General features: G+C 75.2%; 17 protein-coding genes and 3 tRNA genes. 14 read left to right on the forward strand and 6 right to left on the reverse strand.

Annotation, left to right across the window (positions count from 1 at the left end):
• The first annotated feature begins 14 nt into the window (after positions 1-14).
• The 5 genes from ACYVJ4_RS11670 (at position 15) to ACYVJ4_RS11690 (ending at position 4,685) form a co-directional block, all read left to right on the forward strand.
• Positions 15-542, forward strand: a complete 528-nt coding sequence (locus ACYVJ4_RS11670) for a DUF427 domain-containing protein (RefSeq protein ID WP_460460316.1) — start codon at positions 15-17, stop codon at positions 540-542.
• Between the two features lie 85 nt (positions 543-627).
• Complete coding sequence (locus ACYVJ4_RS11675) at positions 628-924, forward strand: GroES family chaperonin (RefSeq protein WP_460460317.1); 297 nt, start codon at positions 628-630, stop codon at positions 922-924.
• A 71-nt stretch (positions 925-995) separates the two neighbouring features.
• Entirely contained in the window at positions 996-2,306 is a 1,311-nt protein-coding gene (locus ACYVJ4_RS11680; RefSeq protein ID WP_460460301.1) for a cytochrome P450, read from the forward strand.
• Positions 2,307-2,455: 149 nt separating this feature from the next.
• Complete coding sequence (locus ACYVJ4_RS11685; protein WP_460460302.1) at positions 2,456-4,069, forward strand: HD-GYP domain-containing protein; 1,614 nt, start codon at positions 2,456-2,458, stop codon at positions 4,067-4,069.
• Positions 4,070-4,193: 124 nt separating this feature from the next.
• The gene (locus tag ACYVJ4_RS11690; protein ID WP_460460303.1) at positions 4,194-4,685 is read left to right on the forward strand and encodes a hypothetical protein; all 492 of its coding nucleotides are present in this window, start codon (positions 4,194-4,196) and stop codon (positions 4,683-4,685) included.
• A 69-nt stretch (positions 4,686-4,754) separates the two neighbouring features.
• Here the strand turns inward: ACYVJ4_RS11690 and ACYVJ4_RS11695 are convergent.
• Positions 4,755-4,830 (reverse strand) — tRNA-Lys (locus tag ACYVJ4_RS11695).
• A gap of 48 nt (positions 4,831-4,878) precedes the next feature.
• Complete coding sequence (locus ACYVJ4_RS11700) at positions 4,879-5,079, reverse strand: hypothetical protein (protein ID WP_460460304.1); 201 nt, start codon at positions 5,077-5,079, stop codon at positions 4,879-4,881.
• A gap of 211 nt (positions 5,080-5,290) precedes the next feature.
• On the opposite strand from ACYVJ4_RS11700, the gene ACYVJ4_RS11705 reads away from it, so the two are divergent.
• From ACYVJ4_RS11705 to ACYVJ4_RS11725, 5 genes are read left to right on the forward strand one after another with little or no spacing between them, the layout of a single operon-like run.
• The gene (locus ACYVJ4_RS11705; RefSeq protein ID WP_460460305.1) at positions 5,291-5,668 is read left to right on the forward strand and encodes a VOC family protein; all 378 of its coding nucleotides are present in this window, start codon (positions 5,291-5,293) and stop codon (positions 5,666-5,668) included.
• Entirely contained in the window at positions 5,665-6,258 is a 594-nt protein-coding gene (locus ACYVJ4_RS11710) for a TIGR03086 family metal-binding protein (RefSeq protein WP_460460306.1), read from the forward strand. The genes ACYVJ4_RS11705 and ACYVJ4_RS11710 overlap by 4 nt, the downstream gene beginning before the upstream one ends.
• 9 nt (positions 6,259-6,267) lie before the next feature.
• Complete coding sequence (locus ACYVJ4_RS11715; RefSeq protein WP_460460307.1) at positions 6,268-6,888, forward strand: L-threonylcarbamoyladenylate synthase; 621 nt, start codon at positions 6,268-6,270, stop codon at positions 6,886-6,888.
• A 21-nt stretch (positions 6,889-6,909) separates the two neighbouring features.
• Positions 6,910-7,797: an ABC transporter ATP-binding protein gene (locus ACYVJ4_RS11720; RefSeq protein WP_460460308.1), complete on the forward strand. Its 888-nt coding sequence runs from the start codon at positions 6,910-6,912 to the stop codon at positions 7,795-7,797.
• Positions 7,794-9,371 carry an ABC transporter permease gene (locus ACYVJ4_RS11725; protein WP_460460309.1) on the forward strand — a complete coding sequence of 526 codons (1,578 nt, stop codon included), beginning with the start codon at positions 7,794-7,796 and terminating at the stop codon, positions 9,369-9,371. Before ACYVJ4_RS11720 ends, ACYVJ4_RS11725 begins: the two co-directional genes overlap by 4 nt.
• Before the next feature lie 23 nt (positions 9,372-9,394).
• Here ACYVJ4_RS11725 and ACYVJ4_RS11730 read toward each other — a convergent pair.
• The 3 genes from ACYVJ4_RS11730 to ACYVJ4_RS11740 all read right to left on the reverse strand — a co-directional run bounded on the left by ACYVJ4_RS11730 (position 9,395) and on the right by ACYVJ4_RS11740 (position 10,397).
• A tRNA-His gene (locus ACYVJ4_RS11730) sits at positions 9,395-9,470 on the reverse strand.
• Between the two features lie 90 nt (positions 9,471-9,560).
• The gene (gene orn / locus ACYVJ4_RS11735; protein ID WP_460460310.1) at positions 9,561-10,166 is read right to left on the reverse strand and encodes an oligoribonuclease; all 606 of its coding nucleotides are present in this window, start codon (positions 10,164-10,166) and stop codon (positions 9,561-9,563) included.
• A gap of 9 nt (positions 10,167-10,175) precedes the next feature.
• Positions 10,176-10,397, reverse strand: a complete 222-nt coding sequence (locus ACYVJ4_RS11740) for a hypothetical protein (protein WP_460460311.1) — start codon at positions 10,395-10,397, stop codon at positions 10,176-10,178.
• A gap of 71 nt (positions 10,398-10,468) precedes the next feature.
• Here ACYVJ4_RS11740 and ACYVJ4_RS11745 point away from each other — a divergent pair, with 71 nt between their 5' ends.
• Together ACYVJ4_RS11745 and ACYVJ4_RS11750 are read left to right on the forward strand one after the other, a co-directional pair.
• On the forward strand, positions 10,469-11,638 hold the full coding sequence (locus ACYVJ4_RS11745) for a PrsW family intramembrane metalloprotease (RefSeq protein ID WP_460460312.1): 1,170 nt from the start codon (positions 10,469-10,471) through the stop codon (positions 11,636-11,638).
• Between the two features lie 42 nt (positions 11,639-11,680).
• Positions 11,681-12,442: a class I SAM-dependent methyltransferase gene (locus ACYVJ4_RS11750; protein ID WP_460460313.1), complete on the forward strand. Its 762-nt coding sequence runs from the start codon at positions 11,681-11,683 to the stop codon at positions 12,440-12,442.
• A gap of 11 nt (positions 12,443-12,453) precedes the next feature.
• Here the strand turns inward: ACYVJ4_RS11750 and ACYVJ4_RS11755 are convergent.
• Positions 12,454-12,526 (reverse strand) — tRNA-Arg (locus ACYVJ4_RS11755).
• Positions 12,527-12,613: 87 nt separating this feature from the next.
• On the opposite strand from ACYVJ4_RS11755, the gene ACYVJ4_RS11760 reads away from it, so the two are divergent.
• Complete coding sequence (locus ACYVJ4_RS11760; RefSeq protein WP_460460314.1) at positions 12,614-14,344, forward strand: dynamin family protein; 1,731 nt, start codon at positions 12,614-12,616, stop codon at positions 14,342-14,344.
• Positions 14,341-15,348: YfjP family GTPase (locus tag ACYVJ4_RS11765; RefSeq protein ID WP_460460315.1), on the forward strand; the 1,008-nt coding region annotated here is incomplete at its 3' end. The genes ACYVJ4_RS11760 and ACYVJ4_RS11765, both read left to right, overlap by 4 nt.

Raw genomic sequence — 15,348 nt, forward strand, 5'->3', positions numbered from 1 at the left:
CGCCGCCGCCGCGGGTGAACCGGTCGCGGCTGCCGCGAGGCGTCGTCCCGCTGCCGGCCGGTCCGGGGCAGGAGTCGGTGTGGGACTACCCCCGACCGCCGCGGCTCGAGCCGACGTCCGAGCACGTCGTCGTCCGGCTCGGCGGCGTGGTGGTCGCCGACACCCGGCGGGCGCTGCGGGTGCTCGAGACCAGCCACCCGCCGACCTACTACCTGCCGGTCGACGACGTCGTGGCGGGCGCGCTGCGGCCGGCCGATGGGTCGTCCTTCTGCGAGTGGAAGGGGCAGGCGGCCTACCTCGACGTCGTGGGTGGCACCGCCGGGGCGCCGGTGGTCGCCGCCCGCGCCGCCTGGACGTACCCGACCCCGAGCGCGGCGTTCGCGCCGCTGGTCGACCACGTGGCCCTGTACCCCGGCCGCATGGACGAGGTGACGGTCGACGGCGAGCCCGTGCAGCCGCAGGACGGCGGCTTCTACGGCGGGTGGATCACCTCGCGCGTGGTGGGGCCGTTCAAGGGCGGTCCGGGGTCGAACGGCTGGTGAGGCCGCCGGTACCGTCGTCGCCGTGAGCACCACGCCCAGCAGCGACGGCCCCGGCGGCGGCCCGGCCGAGCCGCTGCCGATCCGGATGCTGCACGACCGCGTGCTGGTGGCCGTCGACGGCGACCAGGGCGAGCGCCGCACCGGCGCCGGGATCCTCATCCCCGCCACCGCGTCGGTGGGCCGTCGGCTGGCGTGGGCGCAGGTCCGCGCCGTCGGCCAGCACGTGCGCCAGGTGCAGGTCGGCGACCGCGTGCTCTTCGACCCCGAGGACCGCTCCGAGGTCGAGCTCCACGGCGCCACCTACGCCCTGCTGCGCGAGCGCGACCTGCACGCCGTCGCCGCGCCGCGCGTCGACGACGGCCAGACCGGGCTGTACCTCTGAGCGCCCCGTCGTCCGCGCGCCGCAACGCCCGCTACACGCCGCTCGACGTCGACGGGCCGCTGCCACCGGCGATGGTGCGCGCGGTCCCCGCGATCCGGCGCGACCCGCTCGCGCACCTCGAGGAGCTGGTCTCGCGGTACGGCGACCTGGTGGCGTTCCCCATGCCCCGCACGCCGGTGCTGCTCGTGAACGACCCGGACGGCGTGCGCCGCGTGCTCGTCGAGAACGCCCGCGGCTACAGCAAGGCGACCGTGCAGTACGGCGCGCTGTCTGCCGTCACCGGCAGCGGCCTGCTCACCGCGGACGGCGAGGACTGGCGCCGGCGCCGACGGATCGCCCAGCCGGCGTTCCACCACGGCACGCTGGACGTCGTCGCCGAGCAGTCGGTGGCGGCCGGACGCCGGGTGGTGGGCTCGTGGGCCGGCCGGCCCGACGGGTCGGTGGTGGACGTCGACGCCGCCTGCATGCGGGCGACGCTCGAGGTCGTGGGCCGCACGTTGTTCGACGACGACCTCGCGGCCGACGGCGAGGTCGTGGTGGCCGCGGTGCAGGAGGCGCTCGAAGTCGTGGTGGCGCGGGCCCGGCTGCCGCGTCCGGCCTGGCTGCCGTTGCCGTCGCACCGTCGGCTGGCCCGGGCCGTGGCCACGCTCGACGCGACGTGCGCCCGCGTCGTCCGGGCCCGACGTGCCCGGGGCATCGCGGACGACGACACCGACCTGCTCGCGCTGCTGCTGCGCTCGGCCGAGGCCGAGGGCGGGCTCACCGACCAGCAGGTGCGCGACGAGCTCGTGACCCTCGTCATCGCCGGCCACGAGACGGTGGCGTCGTCGCTGGCGTGGACCCTGCAGCTGCTCGCCGAGCACCCGGACGAGCAGGCCGCGGTGCACGCCGAGCTCGACGCGGTGCTCGGCGGCCGCGACCCCGGATGGTCCGACCTGCGTGCGCTGACCCGCACGCGCCAGGTCGTCGACGAGTCGCTGCGGCTGTTCCCGCCGGCCTGGGTCGTCACCCGTCGGGCGGTCGAGGCGGACGTCGTCGCCGGCGTCGCGGTGCCCGCGGGCACTCTGGTGATCATCAGCCCGTGGCTGCTGCACCGGCGGGCCCGGGCATGGCAGGACCCGCTGGCGTTCGACCCGTCGCGGTTCGCGGCCGCGCGGTCGTCGGCGCCGCGCGGCGACTACCTGCCGTTCGGCGCCGGGCCGCGGCTGTGCATCGGCCGCGACTTCGCCCTGGTCGAGCAGGTGCTGGCCCTCGCCACCGTGCTGCGCGAGCACCGGCTCGAGCCCGTGCGGCAGGGCGGGGTCGTCGTCCGGCCGCGGGTCGACGCGCTCGTGACGCTGCGCCCGCGCGGCGGCATGCCGCTGGTGCTGCGCCGGCGCTGAGCCGGTCGACCCCTGGCTCGTCCGATCGGGCGATCCGTCGTCCGCGCGCCTCCACCCGGCGGTGGTGGCTGCCGAGAGAGGGACTCAGTTCCTTCCTGGGCGCCGAGCAGACGTGCGACCGACTCACGACGGCAGACAGGGTTTCCGCGGTGATCGCGACGACGGCAGAACCGCACTGGGCTCCGCGCCCGGTGCTCGCGCTCGGGGTGCGCGTGCTGCAGTACGGCCTGCCGCTGCTCACCGGCACGCTGGCCACCTGGGTCCTCGCGCCCGTGCTGGCCGAGCTGCTGCCCCCGCTCGCGGCCGTGGCCGTGACGCTGGTCGTCGCGGTGGTCGTGAGCCTGCTCGTCTCGCGCCTGACGATGCGGCTCGCGCCGCTCGCGCTGCTGCTGAAGATGACGATGATCTTCCCCGACCACGCGCCGAGCCGGCTCAAGGTCGCCCGCCGCTCCACGGGGGCCGACGAGATCCGTCGCCGGCTCGTCAGCCCGGACGCCGACGAGCAGGAGGCCGCGGTCACCATGCTCGCGCTCGTCACGGCGCTGGGCGGGCACGACCGGCACACCCGGGGGCACAGCGAGCGGGTGCGGCTGTTCTGCGACCTGCTCTCGCGCGAGCTGGGGCTCTCGGACGAGGACGCCGGTCGGCTGCGCTGGGCGGCGCTCGTGCACGACATCGGCAAGCTCGAGGTCAGCGCCGCGGTGCTCAACAAGCCCGGCCGCCTCGACCGCGACGAGTGGGCCCAGGTGCGGCTGCACCCGCAGGCGGGCGCCCGGCTGGCGCTGCCGCTGCGCGAGTGGCTCGGCCCCTGGTACGCCGGGATCGCCGAGCACCACGAGCGGTACGACGGCGGGGGCTACCCGATGGGTCTGGCCGGCGAGCAGATCTCGCTCGCCGGTCGTGCCGTCGCCGTGGTCGACGCCTTCGAGACCATGACCGCCGCACGGTCGTACAAGGCGGCCGTCACGGCGGTCGCGGCGCGCGCCGAGCTCACCCGGTGCGCCGGCACGCACTTCGACCCGACCGTGGTGCGCGCCTTCCTGGGCATCGCGCTGCCCCGGCTGCTCTGGTCGGTCGGGCCGCTGGCCTTCTGCATCAACGTGCCCTTCCTGCGCTGGATCGGCGACGGCGGCGTACGGCTGGCTCAGGCGGCCCAGACGGCTACCACCGGCGCGGTCAACGCCGCCGGGGTGACCGCGGTGGTCGTCGCGGCCGGCACCCTGCCGACCGCTCCCGCGTCCGCGCTCCCGACCAGCACGCCCGGTGTGCACCGCACCGCGACCGGGACGGCGAGCCCGACCGACCCCACGCCGGCGTCCGCCCCGACGGGAAGCACCGGCTCGGCCGGGTCGTCGGCCTCCGTCACGGCGGCGGCCCGCTCGTCGCGTGCGGTCGCGTCACCGCACGAGCGCCCGGCCACGAGCCGGCCGTCCCACCGCCCCGCCACGTCGCCCTCGGCGTCCCACGCCCCGGCGGCCACGCCGACGCCCACCCCGACGTCCACCGGTTCGCCCACGGTCGTCCCTGCGGCGCCAGCGGCGCCGGTGCACGAGAAGAAGCCCAAGAAGCCGAAGAAGCCCAAGAAGGACAAGCACTCCGGCAAGGGCTCGAGCAGCTCGACCAGCTCCGGCTCCGGCAAGGGCTCCGGCAAGGGCTCCGGCAAGGGCTCCGGCAAGGGCTCCGGCAAGGGCTCGGGCGGCTCGGGCAGCTCCGGCAGCTCCGGCAGCTCCGGCAGCTCCGGCAAGGGTCAGGCCGGCGGCTGAGGCTGCGCGAGCGCCCGCCAGGTGGCGGCGCGCCCCTCGTCCTGAGCGCCTCCGGTTGCGGGCCGGCCCGGGTGGCAGTTCCATCGAGGCGACTCGGGACCGCACGACGGACAGGAGCTCAGACATGAACGGCACGACCGTTCTGTGGATCGTCCTCGCACTGGTGGTGGTCGCCGTCGTGGTGGCCGTCGTCGCCGCGAGCCGCGGCCGGGCGGCCACCGCCCGCCGCCGTCAGGCCGAGGAGCTGCGCGAGCAGGCCGTCGACCACCGCGCCGACGTCGAGCGCCGCGAGGCCAAGGCCGCCGAGATCGACGCCCGCGCGCGCCACGCCCAGGCCGAGGCCGACGCCCAGGCCGCCCGCGCCGCGCAGCTGCAGAACGAGGCGCAGGCCCACGCCGAGCGCGCGTCGTCCGGCCGCGCCGAGATGGACGAGCGCCTGCGCCGGGCCGACGAGCTCGACCCCGACGTGCGCGCGGACGGCACGGACCGCACGGACGGCACGGACCGCGACGTCGACCTGCGGGCCGCCGAGGAGCGCGAGCGCACCGGGACCACCACCGCGGACCCGGCCACGTACGACGACCCGCGAACGCCCGGCGAGCAGCGTCAGGTCTGAGGTCGCGGGCGGCACCGCCGCCGGACGACGAAGGGCGCCCACCGTGACCGGTGGGCGCCCTTCGCGAGGTGGTGCGCCATCAGGGACTCGAACCCCGAACCCGCTGATTAAGAGTCAGCTGCTCTGCCAATTGAGCTAATGGCGCAACGCGGGTAGAGGGTATCAGCCGGGTGCCGTCACCTTGAAATCGAGGTCAGCCCTGCTCCCACCACGCCTGCTCGGGGACGCCCTCGGCGTCCAGGATCTCGCGGCTGGGCGGCCCGCCCGGCGCCGTGAGGTCCATGATCAGCGACAGCGGGACGTGCTCCTCGAGCAGCCCCTTGAGCTGCTGCTCGGCGGGAGCGTCGAAAGCGTCCTCGGTCGGCGTGACGACCTGCTCGTGGCTGGTCTGCATGCGTGTTCCCTCCCCTGTGAGCGTCGGTGCGGGCGGTACCGTCCCGACAGGCATGACATCGGCGCGGATCGCGCCCGACTTGATGCATTTCGCTGCGCCGTACGGGTGGTCTGTGCTACTTGAGCGCTCAACCGGCTGGGCGCCCGGCCGATGAGTCCGGGCCCTCCGCCCGGTCTACCCTCTCGACGGACCACTCCAGGGAGGACCCCGCATGCTCCAGGACAGCCAGGCGTTCAGCGGTTTCTCGGTCGACGACGTGCCGCGCGCGCAGCAGTTCTACGCCGACACCCTCGGGCTCGACGTCAGCGTCGGCGAGGGGCAGGGCGCCATTATGACGCTGCACCTCGCGGGCGGCCGCGACGTGATCGTGTACCCGAAGCCGAACCACGAGCCGGCGACGTTCACGGTGCTCAACTTCCCGGTGCCGGACGTCGGCGCCGCGGTGGCCGAGCTCGTCGAGCGGGGTGTCACCTTCGAGCGCTACGACGGCATGCCCCAGGACGACGACGGCGTGATGCGCGGTCACGGACCCGACATCGCGTGGTTCAAGGACCCCGCGGGCAACGTGCTGTCCGTGATCGCGCCGTGAGCGCGGCCTTCGACCTCGAGCCCGCGGCGCAGCGGCTGGCCCAGGTGCTGCGCGGCGTCCGCGACGACCAGCTCGCCGACCCGAGCCCGTGCGAGCACTACTCGGTGGGCGACCTGGTCGAGCACGCCGGCGGGCTGGCGCTCGGGTTCACCTGGGCCGCCACCAAGCAGTGGCCGGGCGGCTCGTCGCAGGCGCCCTCCGGCGACGCGGCGCGGCTGGACGACGACTGGCGCACGCTGTACCCGCAGCGGCTCGCCGAGCTCGGGCAGGCCTGGCGCGACCCGGCCGCCTGGCAGGGCATGACCGAGGCTGGGGGAGTCCCGCTGCCCGCCGAGGTGGCCGCGTGCGTCGCGATGGACGAGCTCGTCGTCCACGGGTGGGACATCGCCCGCGCCACCGGCCAGCCCTACGACGTCCCGGACGACGAGGTGGCCGTGGCGCACGGGTTCGTCGCGGCGTCGCAGGGCCAGCCCGAGCCGCCGCCGGGGCTGTTCGCGGCACCGGTGGACGTCATGGGCGAGGCGTCGTCCCTCGACCGGCTGGTCGCCCTGACCGGTCGCGACCCGGCCTGGGTGCCGCCGGGCTCGTAGGCTCCGGGCATGGCCCGGTACTTCGACGTCCACCCGCGCGACCCGCAGCCGCGCAGCATCGCCCAGGTCGTGGCGATGCTGCGCGACGACGCGCTGGTGGCCTACCCCACGGACTCCTGCTACGCGCTGGGGTTCGCGCTCGACAACCACACCGGTGCCGAGCGGGTGCGGCGCCTGCGCGGGCTCGACGACCGGCACCACTTCACGCTGGTGTGCGCGGACTTCGCCCAGCTCGGCCAGCTGGTGCAGCTGAGCAACAGCGCGTTCCGCGCGATCAAGGCGGCCACGCCGGGTCCGTACACGTTCGTCCTCCCGGCGACGCCCGAGGTGCCGCGCCGGCTCTCCCACCCGAAGAAGAAGACGGTGGGCGTGCGCATCCCCGACCACCCCGTGGTGCGGGCGCTGCTGCGCGAGCTGGGCGAGCCGTTGGTGTCAAGCACGTTGCTGCTGCCCGAGGCCGAGGAGCCGATGACCGACGGCTGGCAGATCAAGGAAGAGCTCGACCACCAGGTCGACGCGGTCGTCGACGCCGGCGACTGCGGCCTCGAGCCCACCACGGTGGTCGACTGGTCGGAGGGCTTCCCGGACGTCGTCCGGGTCGGTGCTGGCGACCCTTCGCGGTTCGAGTAGCCGCGCGACTACGGTGCGAGCATGACCGCGGTCATCGAGACGAACGGGCTGGTCAAGCGGTTCGGGCGCACCACGGCCCTCGACGGGCTGGACCTCGTGGTGCGCGAGGGCGAGGTGCACGGCTTCCTCGGCCCCAACGGGTCGGGCAAGTCGACGACGATCCGGGTGCTGCTCGGCATGCTGCGCGCGGACGGCGGCACCGCCCGCCTGCTCGGCGGCGACCCGTGGCGCGACGCGGCCGCTCTGCACCGGCGGCTCGCCTACGTCCCCGGCGACGTCACGCTCTGGCCGAACCTCACCGGTGGCGAGACCGTCGACCTGCTGGGGCGCCTGCGCGGCGGGCTCGACCCGCGCCGGCGGGCCGACCTGGTCGAGCGGTTCCAGCTCGACCTGACCAAGAAGGCGCGCGCGTACTCCAAGGGCAACCGGCAGAAGGTCGCGCTGGTCGCGGCGCTCGCGGCGGACGTCGAGCTGCTGGTGCTCGACGAGCCGACGTCCGGGCTCGACCCGTTGATGGAGCAGCTGTTCCAGAGCTGCGTCGACGAGTTCCGCGACGAGGGCCGGTCGGTGCTGCTGTCGAGCCACGTCCTGGCCGAGGTCGAGCGGCTGTGCGACCGGGTGAGCATCATCCGGTCCGGCCGCACCGTCGAGACCGGGACGCTCTCGGACCTGCGCCACCTGACCCGCACCGCCGTGCGCGCCGAGCTCGAGCGGCAGGCGTCCGGGCTCGACCGGCTCGCGGGCGTGCACGACCTCGTGGTCGAGGGCGAGCGGGTGGCGTTCGACGTCGACACCGAGCGGCTCGGCGCGGCGCTGGAAGCGTTGGGGCCGTTCGGGATCCGCAGCCTGACCAGCACGCCACCCACGCTCGAGGAGCTGTTCCTGCGGCACTACGGCGGCGCCGCGTGAGCGTGGCCGGCGTCGGTCAGCTGCTGCGCTTCCACCTGCGCCGCGACCGGCTGATGCTGCTGTGGTGGGTGCTCGGGTCGGTACTGCTGTACTGGTCGCAGGCGGTGAGCACCAAGGGGCTCTACCCGACGCAGGCCGAGTTCGACCGCGCCGCGGCGAGCATGGCCGGCAACGCGGCCTTCGTCGCGATGGCCGGGCCGGCCCGGGCCCTGAACACCCTCGGCGGGCAGGTCGCGTGGCAGGCCTCGGCGTTCGGCGCGATCGTGGCCGGGCTGATGAGCATGTTCCTCGTCGGGCGGCACACGCGGGCCGAGGAGGAGTCCGGGCGGGACGAGCTGGTGCGGTCGTCGGCGGTCGGCCGCGAGGCGCCGCTGGCCGCCGCGGCGGTCGTCGTGCTCGTCGCGGACCTGCTGCTGGGCGGGCTGGTCGCCGCGAGCCTGGCGGCGTACGGCCTGCCGGTGGCCGGGTCGGTGGCGCTCGGGGTCGCGGCCGGGCTCGCCGGGGTCGTCTTCGGCGCGGTGGCCCTGGTGGCGGCTCAGCTGACCAGCTCCACGCGGGCGGTCTACGGCATCACCGGGGCAGCGATCGCCGCCGCCTACGTCGCGCGGGCGGTCGGCGACGTCGGGCCGGGCCTGCTGTCGTGGCTGTCGCCGATCGGCTGGGGCCAGGCGATGCGCGCCTACGCCGGCGAGCGCTGGTGGCCGGCCCTGCTCTCGCTCGCGGCGGCCGTGGTGCTCGCCGCGCTGGCGGTCGCGCTGTTCCGTCGGCGCGACGTCGGCGCCGGCGTGGTGGCGACGCGCTCGGGGCCGTCGTCCGCACCGCGCTCGCTGCACGGTGCGCTGGGGCTGGCCTGGCGGCTGCAGCGCGGCAGCCTGGTCGGTTGGGCGCTCGGGCTGTTCCTCGCCGGGCTGTCGTTCGGCGCCATCGGGGACGACGTCACCGACCTGGTCGGCGACTCGCAGTTCTCCCAGGACGTCTTCGGCCAGGGCGGCGGCTCGCTGCTCGACGGCTTCTACGCGACGCTCGTGCTGATGCTGGGGCTGATCAGCGCCGGGTTCGCCGTGCAGTCGGCGCTGCGGGCCCGCGCGGAGGAGGCCGCCGGGCGGGCCGAGGCGCTGCTGGCGACGGCGCTGCCCCGGCTGCGCTGGGCCGGCTCGCACCTGCTGGTGACGGTGGCGGGCACCGTCGTCGTCGTGCTGCTCGGCGGCCTGGGGCTCGGCGTCGGGTACGCGCTGGCGACGGGGGACGGTGCGGCGGTGGGCCGGCTGCTGGGCGCGACGGGGCAGGAGGTGGCGCCCGTCCTGGTGCTGGCGACCGCGACCTGGCTGCTGTACGGACTGGCGCCGCGGTGGGCGACCGCGGGCTGGCTGGTGCTCGGCTTCTGCGCCGTCGTCCTGCTGTTCGGCGCCTCGCTGCAGCTGCCCGGTTGGGTGCTCGACGTCTCGCCCTTCCACCACCTCGCGCTGGTGCCGGCCGAGCCGTTCGCGCCGGTTCCGCTGGTGGTGCTGCTGGTGGTGGCGGTCGGCCTGGGAGCGGCCGGCTTCGTCGCCCTGCGACGACGCGACGTCCGCTGAGCGGCACCATCACGCGGTGCTCCTGGGGTGAGTGACGGGACTCGAACCCGCGACATCCGCGACCACAACGCGGCGCTCTACCAGCTGAGCTACACCCACCACGCGCCGCGCGAGCCGAGGCCCGTGCGGTGCGGCGACCATCGTACCGGGTGCCGGGCAGTGCTCGGGACCACGGACGACGGCCGGCGATCAGTCCGGCACGACCGCCTGGGCCAGCTTCTTGGCGGTCGCGGAGTCCGGGCCGGGCGACTCGACGAACACGGCCGAGCGGTAGTACTGCAGCTCGAGGATCGACTCGCGGATGTCGGCGAGCGCGCGGTGGCCGCCGTTCTTCTTCGGCGCGTTGAAGTAGGCCCGCGGGTACCAGCGCCGGGCGAGCTCCTTGATCGAGCTGACGTCGATGATCCGGTAGTGCAGGTGCTGCTCGAGCTCGGGCATGTCGCGCGCGAGGAAGCCGCGGTCGGTGCCGACGGTGTTGCCGGCGAGCGGGGCGCGGCGGGCGTCCGGCACGTGCTCGCGCACGTACGCCATGACCTGCTCCTGCGCGGCCTCCATGGCGATGCCGTGGGGGATCTCGTCGATCAGGCCGCTGGCCGTGTGCATCTCGCGGACGACGTCCGGCATCGACGCGAGCGTCTCGGGCGGGCAGGCGATGACGACGTCGACGCCCTCGCCCAGCACGGTCAGCTCGGAGTCGGTGACGAGCACCGCCACCTCGACCAGCGCGTCGCGCTCGAGGTCGAGGCCGGTCATCTCGCAGTCGATCCAGACGATGCGGTCGGCAGAACGGTCCACGGGCTCAGCCTACGGGGACGGGGGCCGGCGCGGGCGCGACGACCCCGTGACGGCCATGGCCGCGACCGCCCCGATCCCGAGGACGCCGGCTGCGAGCACGAGGGCGGCCACGCCCCAGGAGCCCCCGAAGACGACCACCGCGACGGCGCCCACGAGGCACGCGAAGGCCCCCCACCCGACGAGCTCCCACGGCACCGCGGGCTTCGGTGCCGGTGCCCCGTGTCGCCCCACCTGGCGAGGGTACGTCGCGGTCGGCTCGCCCCGGGTGACCGCAACACCGGGAGTGGCTAGCCTCTGCGGACATGAGCTCCCCGACGTCCGGCTGGTCGAGCGTCCCCACCGCGGCGTCGGCCGTCGCGCCGAGCCCGCCGCGGCGCACGGCGCGGGCGAGCGCCGGACGCGTGCTGCTCGTGGTGCTGGCCGTCACCACGATGCTGGCCTGCCTGCTGCTGCTCGCGCTGGTGATCGGCAGCGACACCGGGCCGACCGGGTTCGTCGCGGGCTTCGCGTTCGCGCTGGTGCCCGTGTGCATCGTGCTGCCGGCGCTGTTGTGGCTGGACCGGCTCGAGGCCGAACCCGTGCACCAGCTGCTCTTCGCCTTCGGGTGGGGCGCGGTGGTGGCGACGTTCGTGGCGCTGGTCATCAACTCGTACTCCCTCGCGGTGCTCACCGAGCACGGCGGCTCGATCTCGACGGCCTCGGTGCTCGTCGCGCCCTGGGTCGAGGAGACCGCCAAGGGCGCGGCCGTGCTGCTCGTGCTGCTGTGGCGGCGGCGCGAGTTCGACGGGATCGTCGACGGCATCGTCTACGCCGGGCTGGCCGGGCTGGGCTTCGCCTTCACCGAGAACGTGCTCTACCTCGGCCGGTCGTTGCAGGAGAACGGCTCCACCGGGCTGGCGGTCACCTTCGTGCTGCGCTGCCTGTTCGGGCCGTTCGCGCACCCGCTGTTCACGATGGCCACCGGCATCGGGCTGGGCATCGCCTCGCAGACGTCGAAGGCCTGGCTGCGCGTGGCGGCGCCGGTGGCCGGGCTGTGCGTCGCGGTGGTGCTGCACGGGCTGTGGAACCTCAGCGCGGTGGCCGGGCTGCGCGGCTTCATCGGCGTCTACGTGCTGGTGCAGATCCCGCTGTTCGCGGCGGCCGTGGCGTTCGCGATCTGGGCCCGGCGGCGCGAGGCGCGGCTGATCGCGCAGCACCTGCAGGTGTACGTCGCGAGCGGCTGGTTCACCCCCGCCGAGGTCGCGATGCTGGGGTCGGTGGCCGAGCGCCGCCGCGCCCGGTCGTGGGCCGCGCAGGTCGGCGGCGGGCGGGCCAAGCGGGCCATGGCGGGCTTCCAGGCCGCGGCGACCGAGCTCGCCTTCGCCCGCGACCGGGCCACCCGCGCGGCGCTGAACGAGGAGGGTGCGGCCATCGAGCGCGACCTGCTGCGCGAGGTGACCGCCCAGCGCTACGCGTTCGTCGGCGGCCGCTGAGCCTCTCGTCCGGGACGGCCGGTCTGTCCTAGTCTCGCCCGCATGCCGGGTTTCCTGAAGCGTCGACGTCCGCCCGCCGAGCCTGCTGCCGAGCCGGGCGCAGAGGCGTCCGAGCCGACGTCCGAGGCGTCGTCCGAGGCGTCGTCCGAGCCGACGGACGGGGCCGCTGACGTCGACCTGCTCACCGGGGACGAGCGCGCCAACTACCCCAGCTCGGTGCGGGTGGCCGGGCCCAGCCAGGGCACCCTGGACTTCCTGCGGACGACGAGCTGCCGGCAGATCGCCGAGATCGGCATCTACCAGGGCCACACCAGCCGCGAGATCGCCCGCTGGCTGGACGGCGAGGGCGAGCTGCACCTGTTCGACTTCGAGGACAAGGTCGACGCGGTCGCGGACCAGATCCGGGCGGACGGCTACACCAACGTGCGCACCTTCCCGAGCAGCTACAAGCTGCTCGACTCCTACAACTGGCCGCTGGCGCAGCTGCTGGCCGAGCACACCGAGCCGATCTACGACTTCGTGTTCATCGACGGCGCCCACACCTGGGCCGTCGACGCCCTGACCACGCTGCTCGCCGACCGCCTGCTCAAGCCGGGCGGCTACCTCGACCTCGACGACTACGCCTGGACGCTGGCCGGCTCGCCGTCGCTGCGCCCGTCGGCGTTCCCGCTCACCGCGCGGATGTACACGCAGGAGCAGATCGAGGCCCAGCAGGTGAAGATGATCTGCGACCTGCTGCTGCGGCGCGACGACCGGTACGAGGAGGTCGTGCCCGACCGGATCTTCCGCAAGACGCGCGCCTGAGGCGGTCGCGGCGCGCCCGGCAGGAATCGAACCTGCAACCGGCGGATTAGAAGGCCGCTGCTCTATCCGTTGAGCTACGGGCGCCTGGACGGGGCGCTGGCCCCGACGCGTCGATCCTACGGCGCGTGCCGAGTTGGCGGACCACTCTGCGAGACGGCAGGCTGACCCCTCGTGAAGGACCAGTCGCAGCGAGAGCCGCTGCTCGACGCCGTCGAGCGCCTGCGCGCTGCTGTCGACGGCGTGGTCCTGCCGCTGGACGTCGACGGGGCGTCGGAGGCCCGGCGCGACCGCGCGGCACTCGTCGACCAGCTCGACGACTACGTGCTGCCGCGGTTGCGCTCGCTGGACGCCCCGCTGCTCGCCGTGGTCGGCGGGTCGACCGGCGCGGGCAAGTCGACGCTCGTGAACTCCGTGCTGCGCCGTCGGGTGAGCCGCAGCGGCGTGCTGCGCCCCACCACCCGCTCGCCGGTGCTCGTGCACCACCCGGACGACGCCGCGTGGTTCGAGGGACCGCGCGTGCTCGCCTCGCTCGACCGGATCACCGGCGACGAGACCGCGACGGCGGCGGCCGACCCGACCGACGACGACACGCGCATCACCGCGGTGCGCCTGGCCGCCAGCGACGCGCTGCCCGCCGGGCTCGCGCTGCTCGACGCGCCGGACATCGACTCGGTGGTGCGCGCCAACCGCGAGCTGGCCCAGCAGCTGCTCGCCGCGGCCGACCTCTGGATCTTCGTCACCACCGCCTCGCGCTACGCCGACGCCGTGCCGTGGGACCTGCTGCGCGGCGCCGCCGACCGCGGCGCGTCGGTCGCCATCGTGCTCGACCGCGTGCCGCCCGAGGCGCTGCTCGAGGTGCGCACCCACCTGGCCGGCATGCTGCGCGAGCGCGGCCTGACGTCGTCCCCGCTGTTCACCGTGCCCGAGAGCGCGGTCGACGACGAGGGCCTGCTCGACCCCGAGGTCGTGCGCCCCGTGCGCTCCTGGCTCGTCGCGCTGGCCCGGGACGCGCAGGCCCGGCAGGTCGTGGTGCGCCGCACCCTCAGCGGCGCCATGGACCAGCTGCGCGCCCGCAGCACCGCCGTGGCCGACGCCGTCAGCGCGCAGGGGACGGCGCGCGCGGCGCTCGCGCACGAGGTCGACGAGACGTACGCCCGCGCCCGCCAGGCGGTCGAGCAGGGCCTGCAGGACGGGTCGCTGCTGCGCGGCGAGGTGCTGGCACGGTGGCAGGAGTTCGTCGGCACCGGCGAGCTGCTGCGCACGCTGGAGGCCAAGGTCGGGCGGCTGCGCGACCGCGTCACCGCCGCGGTCACCGGGCGCCCGGCCCCCGAGGACGACATCGGCGAGGCCCTGCAGACCGGCGTCGAGGCGCTGCTCACCTCGCAGACCGAGCTGGCCGCCCGCGACACCTGGAACCGCTGGCGGGCCGTCGTCGGCGGGGCGCAGCTGGCCGCGGCGCACCCCGAGCTGGCCACGCCGGGCGCCCACCTCGACGACCGGGCGGCGCGCACCGTGCGCGACTGGCAGGGCTACGTGCTCGAGCTGGTGAGCAGCGAGGGCAGCGACAAGCGCGTCACCGCCCGCTTCCTGTCGTACGGCGTCAACGGCCTCGGGGTGCTGCTCATGCTGGTGGTCTTCAGCCACACCGCAGGTCTGTCGGGCGCCGAGGTCGGCATCGCCGGCGGGACGGCGGTGCTCGCCCAGCGGCTGCTGGAGGCGGTGTTCGGCGACCAGGCCGTGCGCACGCTCGCGGCCAAGGCCCAGACCGACCTGATGCGGCGGGCCGACCAGCTGCTCGCCGACGACCGCCAGCGCTTCGACGCCGTGCTCGCCGGTCTGGGCGAGGGCTCGACCGCCGACCATGTGCTGCGCGCGCAGCAGGCCGTGGAGGCCGGACGATGAGCAAGCACAGCCGGTCGGGACGCCGCGCGGCCGACGTCGGGCCGCGCGTCGAGGCGCTCGAGCAGGCGCTGGACGCCGGTGGCCACCGCCTCGACCCGGACGCCTCACGCCGCGCTCGCACGCTGGTGGGCAAGGTCAACGAGCGGCTGCGGCTCAGCGGCGACCACACGGTCGTGGCGCTCGCGGGGGCGACGGGCAGCGGCAAGTCCAGCCTGTTCAACGCCCTCAGCAACCTCGACATCGCCACCGTCGGCGCGCGCCGGCCCACGACGTCGCACGCCACCGCCTGCGTGTGGGGCGCCGAGGGTGCGGACGCGCTGCTCGAGTGGCTCGGCGTGCCGCGCCAGCACCGGGTCAGCCACGAGAGCGCCCTGGACCACGGCGACGAGGCCCTGCGCGGGCTGGTGCTGCTCGACCTGCCCGACCACGACTCGACCGAGCTCTCGCACCGTCTCGAGGTCGACCGGCTGGTCGAGCTCGTCGACGTGTTCGTCTGGGTCACCGACCCGCAGAAGTACGCCGACGCCGCGCTGCACCGGCGCTACCTGTCGCGCCTCGCGGGCCACGACGCGGTGACGGTGGTGGTGCTCAACCACGCCGACCGGCTCGACGCCGCCGCGCTCGAGACCTGCCGCCGCGACCTCGCCCGGCTGGTCGCGGCCGACGGCCTGGCCGACGTCGAGGTCGTGACGACGTCCGCGACGACGGGTGCGGGCGTCGAGCGGTTGCGCGGGCTGGTGGCCGAGGCCGTCGGCCGCCGCACCGCGTGGAACCAGCGGCTCGCCGCCGACCTCGACGCCGCGGCCGTCGACCTCGGCGGTGGCGTGGGGGAGTCCGAGCCGGCGGCGCGCGACCTGGCCGAGAGCACCGCGCTCGTCGACGCGCTGGCCGATGCCGCGGGCGTGCCCGCCGTCGTCCGGGCGGTCGAGCAGGACTACGTGCGCGGCGCGACGGGCGCGGCCGGCTGGCCGTTCACCCGCTGGGCCCGGCGGCTGCGCCCCGAC

This window comes from Angustibacter peucedani (assembly GCF_054779595.1).

What these genes read in the sequence shown, in the direction of transcription:
- ACYVJ4_RS11675 (WP_460460317.1), top strand. Translation starts at nt 628, where the DNA reads ATGCTGCACGACCGCGTGCTGGTGGCCGTCGACGGCGACCAGGGCGAG.
- ACYVJ4_RS11680 (WP_460460301.1), top strand. Translation starts at nt 996, where the DNA reads ATGGTGCGCGCGGTCCCCGCGATCCGGCGCGACCCGCTCGCGCACCTC.
- ACYVJ4_RS11690 (WP_460460303.1), top strand. Translation starts at nt 4,194, where the DNA reads ATGAACGGCACGACCGTTCTGTGGATCGTCCTCGCACTGGTGGTGGTC.
- ACYVJ4_RS11700 (WP_460460304.1), bottom strand. Translation starts at nt 5,079, where the DNA reads ATGCAGACCAGCCACGAGCAGGTCGTCACGCCGACCGAGGACGCTTTC.
- ACYVJ4_RS11705 (WP_460460305.1), top strand. Translation starts at nt 5,291, where the DNA reads ATGCTCCAGGACAGCCAGGCGTTCAGCGGTTTCTCGGTCGACGACGTG.
- ACYVJ4_RS11715 (WP_460460307.1), top strand. Translation starts at nt 6,268, where the DNA reads ATGGCCCGGTACTTCGACGTCCACCCGCGCGACCCGCAGCCGCGCAGC.
- ACYVJ4_RS11720 (WP_460460308.1), top strand. Translation starts at nt 6,910, where the DNA reads ATGACCGCGGTCATCGAGACGAACGGGCTGGTCAAGCGGTTCGGGCGC.
- ACYVJ4_RS11745 (WP_460460312.1), top strand. Translation starts at nt 10,469, where the DNA reads ATGAGCTCCCCGACGTCCGGCTGGTCGAGCGTCCCCACCGCGGCGTCG.
- ACYVJ4_RS11750 (WP_460460313.1), top strand. Translation starts at nt 11,681, where the DNA reads ATGCCGGGTTTCCTGAAGCGTCGACGTCCGCCCGCCGAGCCTGCTGCC.